This window comes from Sandarakinorhabdus sp., from assembly GCF_051860625.1.
Taxonomy (GTDB): domain Bacteria; phylum Pseudomonadota; class Alphaproteobacteria; order Sphingomonadales; family Sphingomonadaceae; genus Sandarakinorhabdus.
The window spans coordinates 507,549-519,974 of the sequence record NZ_JBHYDQ010000001.1 but is presented as its reverse complement, the minus strand read 5'-3'; the positions used below and the strand labels follow the sequence as shown (position 1 = coordinate 519,974).

Genomic DNA, 12,426 nt, shown 5'->3' with positions numbered 1-12,426 from the left:
GCCGTCATCTTCGGCGAGCGGTTCATCAGGGCCATGGCGGCGTAATGTTCAACCGCCCGCCCGCACACGAAAATCCTGACAGTCCCGCGATCCAAGCTTCCTGGATAACCGACACCAGCGCCTTTTCCACCGTCTTCCTGGGCTCGAGGAAGCCAGGGAAGTAGGCGCCAGTCCGCAGCTTGGGGATCTTCAGGTTGAGCGTGCCGAGCCGGGTATCCAGCGATCGGTCGCGATAGCCGTTGCGCCATGTGCTGCGGTCGCCCGACCGCTCGTGGCGGCCGGCGCCGATCAGGCCGTCGACATCGGCCTCCATGATGATCTGCAGCACGCTTTCGGCAACGCTGCGCAAGAAATCGCCATCGCCGGTCTTCGCCATCAGCTCGGCAAGCGGTAGTCTGTCGTCGGTCATCGGGAACAACTCCTCAGTTACGGTTGAAGTCTGGAAACTCCACCATATCCGATGAGCCCGGTGGCCACCGAGATCGATTTGCCGGGGGTGGGGCTCGCCCCACCCCCGGCAACGCAATCATCTACACCGGGAAATTACACCACGTGAGCGGACGCTAACGCCGCCAAACGCATCATCAAAACGTCAAAAAACGCATAGCTACCGGTGCGGCCCTCACCAGATACATACCATTTGAAGAGGTGAGAGACGGCGGAAATGACGCTGTGCGCGATCTGCTTTTTGGCTGGATTCAGGACGAAGCAAACAAGGCTGCGATCCTCTTCAATGAAGATGTTCAGTCCGTCTTGGTTCGACGGGTAACCGCCCATTACGCTCCCGATCTGACGGATGACGAGCTTGAAGCAATTGGCCGTGATCCATTCCTCATTGCTCATGCCTTGGCAGACCCAGGCAACCGCTGCGTAGTGACGACCGAAACGACAAAGCGCCGGCAGCAGCGCCAGAATCGACGCATCCCTGACGTTTGTGCAGATGTTGGCGTTCAATGCTGCGATACGTTTGCGATGCTGCGTGCATTACGATTCAGTACCCGCTGGCGCGGCTAGGCCAGCATCGACGGTCCATTGGCCCTTACCCCAACGCCACCCGCCCGCCAGCGTGGCGCACCACCCCGCCCTCCAGTTCCAGATCGAGCAGCACCGTTGCCACGTGCGCCGCCGGCAGGCCGGATTGGCGGACGCATTCGCCGTCTTGTACCATGGCGCAGCCAAATGGAGAGACGGCAGGCGCGAAGGCTGGCGCTTGCAGGCGGCTTGTGGTGCGCGGCCCTTGCTTGTATGTCAGACACTTCTTGGATTTGTTGGACACGCTGGCATGAGCAATCTCCCGATCAAGGGCAAGGCGGCAGCGCGGGCAGCCGCCGAAGCGCACGCCAGCCGCTTTGACGCGGTGATGGCGGCGGCGGATCGTTCTGGGCTGTTGGCTGGCAAGGGCGGGCGGATTGGCGGGCGGATCAGCCCGGCGTTGATCGCGAAGGCCAAGGCGCAAACCGGGATCGAGACCGATACCGATCTGATTGAATTTGCCCTGGCCAATATTGCGGTGGAAGATCGGTTTGCCGAAACCTTCAAGGCAGTGCGCGGCGCCGTGGATGCTGATCTGCACCTGGAATTCTGACCCCCAGCTTTTGAGCGGCGGGTTCTGAATTGGCCGACTTTGATATCGATGCGGCGCTGCGCTGGGCGGGGCTCGATCCGCGCCGGCCGCTCGTGCGCCGGCCCGATGCCCAATTGCCCTTTGTGACCGCGGCGGATGTGGCGGGGTCGGCGCTGCTGCTCGATAGCTGTGTGTATATTCACCAGTTGCAGGGGCGGTTGCCGGCGCTGATCGCGCTGGTGATCGATGTGCGGCAGATCAACCACAGCAGCATCGCCGTGCAGGAATTGCTGCACGCCATCGGCGCACTGAATCCGGCCGATGCCCGCACACCAGCGGCGGTGGATGCCATCCGCGCCCTGGTGCAGGCCATGCCCGATCACCGGCTGTTCACCCCCGATGCCGATGTGCTGGGCCGCGCCGCTTTGCTGGCGGGGATGTTGTGCCGGTTGCAAGGCTATGGCCGCGATGCCCGGCTGCGGGCGCTGCTGGATGCGACGTTGTTTCTGCAGGCGCACAAGCTGGGCCTGACCGTGCTGACCGCCAATCTGGGTGATTTCGATTTCCTCCAGCAACTTGTGCCGGCCGGCCGCGTGTTGTTCTACCGCTGACCCCCTCACCCCAACGCCACCCGCCCGCCGGCGTGGCGCACCACCGCGCCTTCCAGTTCCAGATCGAGCAGCACCGTTGCCACTTGCGCGGCGGGCAGGCCGGATTGGCGGACGAGTTCATCGACCTGAACCGGGGTGGGCGAGAGGAGGGCGATGACGGCGGCGCGGGCGTCGGGCTCCGCGATGAGGGCGGGGGTGGGGGCGGCTTCGGCGACGTGCAGGGGGATGGCGGGATGGCCGGAGATTGTGTGCAGGGCCTCCAGCACGTCGGCGGCGGTCTGGATCAGGGTGGCGCCTTCGCGGATGAGGAGATTGCAGCCCTGGGCGCGCGGATCGAGGGGGGAGCCGGGGACGGCCATGACTTCGCGGCCGAGTTCGGCGGCGATGCGCGCGGTGATCAGGCTGCCCGACTTTGGCGCGCCCTCCACCACGATGGTGCCGGCGCTGAGGCCGGCGATGATGCGGTTGCGGCGCGGGAAGTGGCGGGCTTGTGGTTCGATGCCCGGCGGTTGTTCGGCCACCACCAGGCCCGTGGTGGCGATCTTCGCCATCAGTTCGGCGTGATCGGGCGGGTAGGGCACATCGATGCCGCCGGCGACCACGGCGATGGTGCCGCGATCCAACGCCGCGACATGTGCCGCCGCATCGATGCCGCGCGCCAGGCCGGAGACGACGACGAAATCCGCATCCCCCAGATCGATGGCCAGCTGCCGGGCAAAGCGCACGCCCGCCGCGCTGGCGTTGCGGGCGCCGACGATGGCCACCGCCGGCCGATCCAGCAGCGCGGTATCGCCATGGGCGAACAGCACTGGCGGCGCGGTTTCGGTGCGGGCGAGCAGCGGCGGATAATCGGCTGTGCCCAGAAACAGCAGCTTCGCACCCAGCCGGGCGGCGGTGGCCAGTTCCGCCTCTGCCGCGTCTGCGGTGCAGATGCTGAGTTGCCGGTTGCCGCGCCGCGCCAGATCGGGGAGCGCGTGCAGCGCCGACTCGGCCGTGCCGAAGCGGGCGACCAACTGGCGATAGGTGACCGGGCCGATGCTGTCCGTTCGGATCAGGCGCAGTCGCGAAACGGCGTCGTCGGGCAGGCTCATTTGGCCTTTTGCCCGATCTTCGATTCGGTGCCGGCGGCCAGCCTTTTGAGATTGTCGCGGTGCAGGAAGATCAGCAGCGCCGCCAGCGGCGCCAGATGGATGGCCCAGCCGATATTGTCACGCACCGCCCAGGCCGCCAGCGGGCAGGCGATCGCCGCCAGCATTCCGCCAACGCTGGAATAGCGCGTCAATAGGGCACCGCCCAGCCACGTCGCCAGCGCGATCACGCCGGCCAAGGGCGCGGCCGCCAGCGTGATGCCCAATATCGTCGCCACCCCCTTGCCGCCGCGAAAGCGCAGCCACACCGGGAAACAATGGCCGATGAAAGCCGCCGTGCCGGCCAGGATGGCAGCCGTCTCACCGCCAAGTTCGCGGGCGATCAGCACCGCCGCCGCGCCCTTGCCGGCATCGAGCAGCAGCGTGGCGGCGGCCAGCCCCTTGTTGCCGGTGCGCAGCACGTTGGTGGAGCCGATATTGCCGCTGCCCACGCTGCGGATATCGATGCCGATCATCCGCGTGAGCAGCAGGCCGAACGGAATCGAACCCAAAACATAGCCAATGCCGAGCGCGATCCATTGCATGGTGGCCAGCCTAGCCGCGCGAAAATCCGCCGTCTATGCTGCCGGCAAATCGGGGGTTTTGATGAAGATTTTGATCGCATTCGCCGTTGCGCTGGCTGCCACCGCCGGGGCCGCCCAGATGAAGCCTTCGGCGCCGCGCGACCCTGCGCTGGCGGCCGGACCGTATGAAACGCTGGTGATCCGCGGCGCCACCATCATCACCGGCAACGGTGGGCCGCCGTTCGGCCCGGCGGATATCATCATCAACGGCGGCCGCATCACCGATATCCGCAGCGCCGGCACGCCGGGGCTGGCGATGCGCCCGGGCCGCGCGCCCGCAAACCCGACGCGGGAAATCGATGCGACGGGGATGTATGTGCTGCCCGGTTTCGTGGACATGCACGGCCATCAGGGCGATGGGCAGAAGACGGACGACCCGGATTACGCCTGGAAATTGTGGCTGGCGCACGGGGTGACGACGGTGCGCGGCGTTTCCTTCTTTGGCGGGGACACGGCCCGCGCCCTGGCCGACCGGAAGCGCGCCGCCGCCGGTGAGATCATGGCGCCGCGCCTGTATGTGTACCAGACGCTGGGTTCGGGCGCGTCGGCTGGCTGGAAGGGCGGGCGGGTGCTCAGCCCGGAAAAGGCCCGCGAATGGGTGCGCTGGGCCGCATCCGTGGGCGTGGATGGCATCAAATTCTTCAACCGCGGCGATGAAACGCCGGAGATTGATCGCGCCGCCATCGATGAGGCGAAGAAACTGGGGCTGGGCACGGTTGCCCACCTGTCGCAGAACAATATCGCCGAATTCAACGCGCGGGATGCGGCCGCTGCGGGCTTGGGCACGATCACGCATTTTTATGGCCATTTCGAAAGCCTGCTGGATGGCCGCCGCGTGCAGGACACGCCGGCCGATTATAACTTCAACGATGAACAGATGCGTTTCGGCGGCATCGCCGAAATCTGGGACCAGATTCACGAACCGGGCGGGCCGGAATGGCAGGAGTATCTGAAGGCGCAAAAGGCCAGCGGCGTGGTGTTCGATCCCACCTTCAACATCTACAGCGCCAGCCGCGACCTGATGCGCGCCAAGCGGGCGGAATGGCATGACCGCTACACGCTGCCGAGCCTGACGAAATTCTTTGAATCCAACCGCGACAACCACGGCAGCTATTTCTTCGACTGGACCAGTGAGCGCGAATATGAATGGCGGCGATTCTACACGCGGTACATGCGATTGGTGAATGATTACAAGAATATCGGCGGGCGGGTGACGACTGGTTCGGATCCCGGCTTCATCTGGCAGACCTGGGGCTTCGGCTACATCCTGGAGCTGGAACTGCTGCGCGAGGCCGGCTTCGCGCCGCTGGAGGTGATCCAGGCCGCGACCATCAACGGCGCCCGCACCCTGGAAGAGCCCAAGGGCCGCGAGCCGGATTTCGGTCTGATCCGCGTCGGCATGCGTGCCGATCTGATCGTGGTGCCGGAAAACCCGCTGCATAACCTCAAGACGCTCTATGGCACCGGCTTTGCCCGGCTGGACGAGGCGACGCAGACCACGGTGGTGAAGGGCGGCATCCGCTGGACCATCCGCGACGGCATCGTGCACGATGTGCCGGCGATCCTGCGCAGCGTGGAGGCACAGGTGGCGGCGGCCAAGGCGGCGCGGTGATGTCTGTGTGAGTTTTTTCGTTTTGCGCCCAATGCCTTCTTGCTTCTGATTAACGTTACCGTCAAAAAGGATCCATTATGGATCCTAATCAACCAAATTTGGAAACTGATCAGTCAGGTTCGACCACGCGGGGGGTAAGTGGCGGCGCATACTTCTTTCTAACATTCGTTTTCATCGGTGCCGTTGTTTTTCTTGCTCGTTCTTTTTTCGCACAGGAATCATCGCAGGGTGTGCGCAACGTCCTGTTTGGCCTGCCTCCAGTATTAGTTTTGCTGTTCTGGATGATTGGGTCTTGGCTTGGCTTTGCTGGAAAGGCAGAATCGCGCCAGCGCTTTGCAGACAATATTTATTTTCTCGGGTTCATCTTCACGATGGGCGCCCTTATCGCAAGCTTTTTGCCAGTAGCAGTAGCCAATGGCAATGTGTCACCACAAGAAATCTATGAGGCGTTCGGAACGGCTCTGCTTTCTACTGCACTTGGATTGATATTTCGGGTCGTCGTGATGCAGCTCGCCCCCTCCAGTGATGAGGCGGCCGCCCAGATGGAAGAAGACCTCACCGCGCTCACCCGCCGTGTTGCCGCCGAAGCCAAAGGGATTGGAGACGACCTGGCGACAGCTCGTCGCGGCTTGGTGAAGCACAATGAAGCGATGGTGAAAGCCGTGCTTGGCGCCACCGGCAAGCGATTGGAGGCGGTTGTCAGTGAGTTTGATGACGCGGCAAAGGCCACCACGGGCCTGCTTGCCGCGCAAGCTGAACAGACTCGTACTGAAGCAGAGGCGCTGCGGCAACGGGTGGCCGTACGCGCCAACGATATCGTCGAGGCCGCGCGTTTGATGGCAGAGGCCCGAGAGCGCATGGGCGGCGCGATGGCCGGGCTGGCAGAGCCAGTGGCCAGACTGGGCACCGAACTGGAGGCGACTCAGAAGGCCGCTAATGAAACCGCGCAGAAGCTGCGCAACGATGTTGCGCAACTGGCGGCTGCGCTGACGGCTGCTGTTTCCGGTACGGAACGCATGGCGTCGGCATTGTCAGAATTCCAGGTTGGCGCGGTTGGCCAGCTTGGCCGGGTAAACAGTGCAGTCGGTGCGTTGGAAGCAACCACCAATCGTGCGGCCGTTCAGGTGGAAGCGGCAGCAACAGAATCGGCAGAACAATTGGCGCGGGCGGGTGCGTCTCTAGTGGGTGAAGCGCAGGGGCTTGGTCAGCAGGCTGGCGATTTCCAAAGCGCGCTTGACCAAGCAATGGCCAGCTTTGCGGCTGTGGTATCCAGCTTTGCGGATGAATTGGATCGATTGCGCAGCACGGTCGAACCCACACAACCAACAGCGGTGTTGCCGCAATATGGGCAGGCCGAATGATCAGCCGCGGCACGCGCCTCGGTACCCAGAGCGACCAATTGGTCCTGTTCACGCTGGTCGAATTGATGACCCACCTCATCTTTCTGGCGCTGTTGCTTGGGTTGGCGCTGCGCAAGGAAGCGGATCCGGCTTACGTAAAATTCAAGGCCGAGGAAGGTCAATTTGCCGCGCTTCGGGCAAAATGCGGGGATGACGGTACCCGCTGCGTAGTCCCGAAACCGGTTGTCAAGGTGGCGGGAAAGGGCGGGCAGGATTTGCCCAATTGTTTGGCCGGGAGCGAACCACTGGTTCGTCTGCGTGGCCTGGGTGACGGCCGAATTGCGGTGACGCCAGGACGCGTGCCGGCCGCAATGGCCGATAACCCGGTTTTGGCGCCATTTGTGACCAGCCAAACCTTGAGCCGGCAGGCCTTTCAGTCGGCAGGCGCCCGGCTGAGCAAGTCGGCGCGCAGTGGCGCGTTGGGCAGCCAAGCTTGTGCCTTTCGGGCAAGTTTTTGCCGATCGCATGGCGATATCGACTTAACCGAGGCGCAATTCCGACTTGTTGGCCAGAGCTTCTATGTCCCGTTCCCCGGTCGCTGCCGCTGAGCTGGCGCGGCTTGACGCGTCGGCCGGCGCGTTGCTGGCCGCGATTAAATCGGCGCGACTGTCCGCGTCTGGGAGCGTGGACGGGGCCGGTGTCGAGCCGATCTTGGATACACGTTTGTCGAACGATCCGGCTGAGACACGCCGGCCAGCCCTGAATGTGACCGGAACGCCTTCGGCGCGCGCGGTTCCGAGTGTAAGGCCAGCGCCCACCGTCGCTATGAACCGGATGCCGACTGACTTGCCCGTTCTGGCGCCGACGACAGCAGCGACACCGTCGGCAAAATTGATGACGCAGGGATTTCAACAACAGCAACATTCCACAGCGGCTCCCAGCCCAGCCGCGTCCCAGGGGCGTCAAACGCCAATCGCACCGATCCAGCAAGCCGGACTATCAAACTTCTTGGGCGGGATACTCAGGCGGCTGGGCTTCTGGAAACGTCCATGATCGCCAGCCTCAGGGACGTCAGCCTGGTTCTCCAGTGCGATCGCTGCGGCCGGAACAACTTCGCCATATCGGGCCTCTCCCACGTGCATTGCGTTTACTGTGGAGAAGCGCCCGTCAAGACTCAGCCTGAATTGATCACGCTAATTGATCAGCAGCTTACCGACAATATTTCGTCGACTTTCGTAGAAGACCTCGAGCCAACGAACAGTCAAATAGCCAAGCTGAATCCGCACACTGACAAAAAGCGATTATCAATTAGGACAGCTATAGACGCTGCATCTACAAAGAGTAGATCAGCGATCAGCCTGGATGATCAGCGAGGTCGAGCGATGAGTATCATTGTAGCAGGCACATTGTTTGCCGGATTGATCGCCATGATTGTGGTCGATCGCGCCAACACCAGCCGTCAGGAATCTAATGTGGTGTTTCATTTGGACCAGCAGTGGCAGGAGATCAGTGTCGATCCGGGCGCGCGCAGGTTGCAGTCGGACGGGCCGTTTCGCATGCGGGTAAATGGTGATCTATATGCCATTCCCCAAGACGGAGGCGTCAGCATTCCACCTGCTGGTTTGCATGGTCGCTTGGAAGCGCGAGCCGCCGGTCGACCGGTGACGGTCGAAGTGCTTTATTGAGCCGACGCTGTTGATTTCAGGCAGGCTGTCGCGAGCCCCTTGCGAGAGGGGCAGTTGCGTCTTGCCATCTGATTTCGATCGTAGATCCGTTCAAGTTGACTTGCCAGCATGATGGGAATGCTGGTGTCCAGTCCAGCATCCTGCGCCAATTCGTTGCGGGCGCGGGCAAATTCTTCTGTGTCTTGCGTATCCATGGGCCCGGCGAAATAACCAAGAGCCGTCAGTATTTCCTTTTGCCGTCTGATCCGTTCCGGCCACTCGCCAGTCGCAGCAGAGACTGGCAACGCCAAAATGAAAAGGCTTCCTGCCAAAAGCAAAGCACGCCCAATAATCATGATTTTGGCGGCGGTGGCGGAAACAGGTCTGCCAATGAAATCACCGATGCTGCAGTCTGCCAGCTGCTGCTGCCCACCGGGCACACCTGGCTGTCGGCACCAAATCCGCTGCCCAATCGATGGACCAAGGCATCGCGCGTAAACGGCCCAGTGGTTTGACCATCGGCCGCTAACCACCATTTTTCAGCACTTTGCGACGGGGGCGGCGGCGGCGGCGGGGGCCCATCCGGAGCGGATGGCGGGGCTTGGTGCAGGTACAGCAGGTCGGCAAAGGCGGCTTCGTTCTGCCAATCGCGCTTCAGGCTGCGCCGGTCCGCTATCGCGTTGGTCTCATCGCGCGGTGCATCCGAACCAGAACCTGCAACCGAGGACGACCATGTATCAAAGTCGTCTCCAAGCTTCTCATCCCACTTGTCAAACTGATCTTCTTGACCCGGCGCGCGTTCGCTGCGCAGTTTCAGCCAGTAAGCGTGGATTTCAAGGCTTTGTTTGTGACCAAAGCCATAGATTTCAAGCTCATTCTGACCGTCCAACCTTGTCTTGATCGGCGTGTAGATTGTCCAGGCGAAAAACTCGGCCAGTTTCGCGGCCGCCGACAGCAGACCAGGACCTGCATCCGCTTCAAACTCCGCGATCTGGGTCTGGATCTCGCGCCGAAGATTGGGCGCAATCTCGCTGCGACGAATCTGCGCTTCCGTACCAATGGCCAGCAGATTGCGCGGCTTGCCTGGCCTTGCCACCGAAACCTTCCAGTCGCCATCGGCCGATCTTTCGAGCCGACCAATCATGGTAGCCTTCAAGAACAGAGTGAGGTCGCTTCGCAGGCGATCAATTTCCGCCTGTTCGGGCACCACCGGCATGGCAAAATGTGTATAATCGCGGTGGGTGTGGATCGGATACGGATTGTTGACGCGCCCACTGATGTTTTCGATATACTCGTATCGCCAAGAATCTCGCATCCCCGCCAGCCAATCCAGCGGAAATCCCGATAATTCGCAATAACAGATCAGCTCGCTTGCTTCACCTGCCGCCAGTATCTCGGGGGTCACCTTCGCTGGGGCCAAGGAATTGACTGAACTGCCAAACGCACGTTGAAACGCATCCTTGTCTCCGGTGGCCAGCAGCATTTCATATTGGTCAGGTCGCGGGCTGAAGGTCGACATGCTGGATGGCAGCACCCACGGCATGGCACCGCTCATCAGTTGACGAAGGTGGGCAGCGGCGTCCGCCGGTGCCATTCTGCTCAGCACTTCGGTGATCGATGGCAACGCGTTGGCAAGCGGCTGCAGGCGTTCACGTGCGCCGGCGCGCAAGGCGGTCAGCACATCGGCCCGCCCCTGACCATCCACCAGATCAGGCAACAGACCGCGCGCCTTGCCGCGCGCATCGAAAAGGTCGTCAGCCCAGCGGGCGGCCTCGGCTTCTACGAGCTTGAAGGCTTTGTCATTCTCGTCGTCGTCGATCACGAGCGCCGTGCCGCTGTTGTTGCTTAGGGCGCGGTCACGAATTTTATCACGCTCCCGCGTGGCATCTTGTGCCAGCGCAGCGACGGCCTGCCGATAACCGTGCAATTTTCCGAGCAATCCCGAATATTGCTGTTCTTGATCACTGGCTTCCTGCCGACCGAGGTGAATAATGGTCTTGCGCAAGAGATCGACCGCTTCGCGGGCGGCCCTGGCGCGGATGCGAAAGGCGAGGCCCTGCGCCAGACACACGCCGGCATGCTTCAAATAAGTGTCGGCATTCTTCAGATCGGGCTTGCCCAACAGCCCGCCTTTCAGCGCTTTTGACAATCCATCCAGGGCAGCATTGAACTGTTTGTCGTGCAAAGTTTCTGCGACCCGATCGAGTTCTTCCGCCGCGGCCAACAACGTGCTGATGCGCCCGCCATCGCGTTCAAGATCCTGCCGGACGTCCTGAACCAAGCTGAATGCCAGATCGACACCACCCCGGGCACGATCATCAATTCGCGTGAACAATGCCGAAAGGAGCGAGCCGGAGTTGTGCTCAGGATCGTCGGCGAACCAAAGCCGCTCGAGTTTGTGGCGATGATCCGCCACCGCGCTCAGCCGCTTGGCTACAATGCCAGCCTGTGGGATCACATCCGCCTTGAACTGGGCTGCCAAATCGCGGGCGCGCACCTGCCAATCATCAGGAGTGGCGAGCTGTCGTGGTATGTCGGCAAAGGCAATTTGCACGTCTTCGATCAACTGACTGTCGAGTGTGCGATCACCTTGCGACAGCACCTTCTCAACCAGCGCTGAAACCGCAACTGCTCGCGGCTTGGGCCTTAGATGATCGGGAAAATCATCATAGAAATGATCCTCCAAGCACAAGACCTCGCGCAAGAACACATCGCGATCCGGTGCGCTGGCCCGGCGGCCCTCGCCGTCAAGGGCGACTCCAAAAAAGCTGCTCAGCATCTTCTGCGTGGCAACCTCGGTCGCTTCGTCCACCGCCAGAGCGCTGCGCGTGGTCAAGCGGGACTGGCCCACCGCGGAGTATGCCTGGCTGAATTGCAGGCCGCGCAATTGTCTATCGCCTTCCAGAGCATCAGGTACGAACAATGCGTCCTTGGGACCACGGCGATTCACCCGACTGGACCGTTTGCGCTCGCCAAATCCAGTGGTGGCGAAATCCTCCAGCAATGCGTCTGACATCATGTCATAAATGACATTGATGTCGCTCGTGTGATTCCCCGTTTCATTTGCAGTATCAAACAGATAAATATCGTCATACGGACGCTGGCGATCTGGATTGCTGGACACGCGATGAATGGCGGACGATGTGCCCCATTCGGTGACATAAGGCGGCTTGCGCTTGCGCATGACATGCTCCAGCTCGGAAAGTGCCGCAAAACCATTGGCCAGTGTGCGCTCCTGATACTTCCGATAGCCCGAAGGCAGCGTCAAATAGGCATCGACCTCCTTTAAGTCCGGGCCAGTGATCGAACGCAGGAACAGGCCGACGTCAATGAAAGTACCTGCGCCGGTGCCGCCGCCAAGGCCCGCGACCACCACCGCACGAACGTCTGTGCTGGGCTGCAGCCCCAGCAGCTCAAGTTTTCGCCTGTTGCCGGTGTTATCGCTAACGCTGCTCATGCGGCGACGGACTTGCTGGTTGAATTCGCGAATACGATCAAAAAACAACAAACGCGACAGGCTGCGCACTTGGCCTGCACCCTTGCTTGTGTCAATTCCCGAAAGCTGGGCAGACGGCAGCCATGATTCAAGCAAAGGAAAATTGCGAATTTGCGCCTGATACTTTCCAGGGTTGAAATTATCTGGCCGGATCGCCTCGCCATCAAGCTTGATCAGGTTGTGGTAAGGATCCTTGTCTGGGTCGATGCCTGATTGGCTGGTCGGCCGACTGTCCGTATCGAAGTAGAGAAAAGACGCCACCGGAAATTCGTCCAGGCTTGCGAGTTGGCGGCCATTCCAGCGCTCGGCCAAAATGCGGCGGCGCAGCCGCAGCAGCACCTCCATGCCGGTGCCGCCCAAGCCGATGAATACGGTTGGGCGAACCGGCAAGATCGTGGGCTGCTTGGGGGCTTTGCTGGCCATGTTGG

The 12,426-nt window shown here is 61.7% G+C and carries 12 protein-coding genes and 1 pseudogene; 7 read left to right on the top strand and 6 right to left on the bottom strand.

The window, feature by feature from the left end; all coding sequences use genetic code 11:
- Positions 1–76: 76 nt before the first annotated feature.
- A pseudogene (locus tag ACTIEZ_RS02520) lies at positions 77–409 on the bottom strand (transposase); the annotation flags it as partial.
- 239 nt (positions 410–648) lie between these two features.
- On the opposite strand from ACTIEZ_RS02520, the gene ACTIEZ_RS02515 reads away from it, so the two are divergent.
- Positions 649–1,014, top strand: a complete 366-nt coding sequence (locus ACTIEZ_RS02515; protein WP_439545067.1) for a DUF4411 family protein — start codon at positions 649–651, stop codon at positions 1,012–1,014.
- A 25-nt stretch (positions 1,015–1,039) separates the two neighbouring features.
- Here the strand turns inward: ACTIEZ_RS02515 and ACTIEZ_RS02510 are convergent, their stop codons facing one another.
- Complete coding sequence (locus ACTIEZ_RS02510; RefSeq protein WP_439545066.1) at positions 1,040–1,168, bottom strand: hypothetical protein; 129 nt, start codon at positions 1,166–1,168, stop codon at positions 1,040–1,042.
- Positions 1,169–1,282: 114 nt separating this feature from the next.
- Between ACTIEZ_RS02510 and ACTIEZ_RS02505 the strand changes: the two genes are divergently transcribed.
- Both ACTIEZ_RS02505 and ACTIEZ_RS02500 read left to right on the top strand, forming a co-directional pair.
- Positions 1,283–1,585 (top strand): hypothetical protein, encoded by a 303-nt coding sequence (locus ACTIEZ_RS02505; protein WP_439545065.1) that lies wholly within the window; start codon positions 1,283–1,285, stop codon positions 1,583–1,585.
- Between the two features lie 29 nt (positions 1,586–1,614).
- Positions 1,615–2,175, top strand: coding sequence for a type II toxin-antitoxin system VapC family toxin (locus ACTIEZ_RS02500; RefSeq protein ID WP_439545064.1), 561 nt, complete (start codon positions 1,615–1,617; stop codon positions 2,173–2,175).
- 5 nt (positions 2,176–2,180) lie between these two features.
- Here ACTIEZ_RS02500 and dprA read toward each other — a convergent pair whose 3' ends face one another.
- The gene (gene dprA, locus ACTIEZ_RS02495) at positions 2,181–3,266 is read right to left on the bottom strand and encodes a DNA-processing protein DprA (RefSeq protein WP_439545063.1); all 1,086 of its coding nucleotides are present in this window, start codon (positions 3,264–3,266) and stop codon (positions 2,181–2,183) included.
- Positions 3,263–3,847, bottom strand: coding sequence for a glycerol-3-phosphate 1-O-acyltransferase PlsY (gene plsY / locus ACTIEZ_RS02490; RefSeq protein WP_439545062.1), 585 nt, complete (start codon positions 3,845–3,847; stop codon positions 3,263–3,265). Before plsY ends, dprA begins: the two co-directional genes overlap by 4 nt.
- A 61-nt stretch (positions 3,848–3,908) precedes the next feature.
- Between plsY and ACTIEZ_RS02485 the strand changes: the two genes are divergently transcribed.
- The 4 genes from ACTIEZ_RS02485 (at position 3,909) to ACTIEZ_RS02470 (ending at position 8,523) form a co-directional block, all read left to right on the top strand.
- Entirely contained in the window at positions 3,909–5,498 is a 1,590-nt protein-coding gene (locus ACTIEZ_RS02485) for an amidohydrolase family protein (protein WP_439545061.1), read from the top strand.
- 77 nt (positions 5,499–5,575) lie between these two features.
- On the top strand, positions 5,576–6,859 hold the full coding sequence (locus ACTIEZ_RS02480; RefSeq protein WP_439545060.1) for a hypothetical protein: 1,284 nt from the start codon (positions 5,576–5,578) through the stop codon (positions 6,857–6,859).
- Positions 6,856–7,446: a hypothetical protein gene (locus ACTIEZ_RS02475; RefSeq protein ID WP_439545059.1), complete on the top strand. Its 591-nt coding sequence runs from the start codon at positions 6,856–6,858 to the stop codon at positions 7,444–7,446. Before ACTIEZ_RS02480 ends, ACTIEZ_RS02475 begins: the two co-directional genes overlap by 4 nt.
- Positions 7,447–7,887: 441 nt before the next feature.
- Positions 7,888–8,523 (top strand): hypothetical protein, encoded by a 636-nt coding sequence (locus tag ACTIEZ_RS02470; RefSeq protein ID WP_439545058.1) that lies wholly within the window; start codon positions 7,888–7,890, stop codon positions 8,521–8,523.
- Here ACTIEZ_RS02470 and ACTIEZ_RS02465 read toward each other — a convergent pair.
- Both ACTIEZ_RS02465 and ACTIEZ_RS02460 read right to left on the bottom strand, forming a co-directional pair.
- Positions 8,517–8,858 carry a hypothetical protein gene (locus tag ACTIEZ_RS02465; RefSeq protein ID WP_439545057.1) on the bottom strand — a complete coding sequence of 114 codons (342 nt, stop codon included), beginning with the start codon at positions 8,856–8,858 and terminating at the stop codon, positions 8,517–8,519. The two genes, ACTIEZ_RS02470 and ACTIEZ_RS02465, sit on opposite strands and share 7 nt — an antisense overlap.
- Entirely contained in the window at positions 8,855–12,421 is a 3,567-nt protein-coding gene (locus tag ACTIEZ_RS02460) for a tubulin-like doman-containing protein (RefSeq protein WP_439545056.1), read from the bottom strand. The genes ACTIEZ_RS02465 and ACTIEZ_RS02460 overlap by 4 nt, the downstream gene beginning before the upstream one ends.
- Between the last annotated feature and the right edge of the window lie 5 nt (positions 12,422–12,426).

What these genes read in the sequence shown, in the direction of transcription:
- ACTIEZ_RS02480 (WP_439545060.1), top strand. Translation starts at nt 5,576, where the DNA reads ATGGATCCTAATCAACCAAATTTGGAAACTGATCAGTCAGGTTCGACC.
- ACTIEZ_RS02510 (WP_439545066.1), bottom strand. Translation starts at nt 1,168, where the DNA reads ATGGTACAAGACGGCGAATGCGTCCGCCAATCCGGCCTGCCGGCGGCG.
- ACTIEZ_RS02470 (WP_439545058.1), top strand. Translation starts at nt 7,888, where the DNA reads ATGATCGCCAGCCTCAGGGACGTCAGCCTGGTTCTCCAGTGCGATCGC.
- ACTIEZ_RS02475 (WP_439545059.1), top strand. Translation starts at nt 6,856, where the DNA reads ATGATCAGCCGCGGCACGCGCCTCGGTACCCAGAGCGACCAATTGGTC.
- ACTIEZ_RS02465 (WP_439545057.1), bottom strand. Translation starts at nt 8,858, where the DNA reads ATGATTATTGGGCGTGCTTTGCTTTTGGCAGGAAGCCTTTTCATTTTG.
- dprA (WP_439545063.1), bottom strand. Translation starts at nt 3,266, where the DNA reads ATGAGCCTGCCCGACGACGCCGTTTCGCGACTGCGCCTGATCCGAACG.
- plsY (WP_439545062.1), bottom strand. Translation starts at nt 3,847, where the DNA reads ATGCAATGGATCGCGCTCGGCATTGGCTATGTTTTGGGTTCGATTCCG.
- ACTIEZ_RS02485 (WP_439545061.1), top strand. Translation starts at nt 3,909, where the DNA reads ATGAAGATTTTGATCGCATTCGCCGTTGCGCTGGCTGCCACCGCCGGG.
- ACTIEZ_RS02460 (WP_439545056.1), bottom strand. Translation starts at nt 12,421, where the DNA reads ATGGCCAGCAAAGCCCCCAAGCAGCCCACGATCTTGCCGGTTCGCCCA.
- ACTIEZ_RS02505 (WP_439545065.1), top strand. Translation starts at nt 1,283, where the DNA reads ATGAGCAATCTCCCGATCAAGGGCAAGGCGGCAGCGCGGGCAGCCGCC.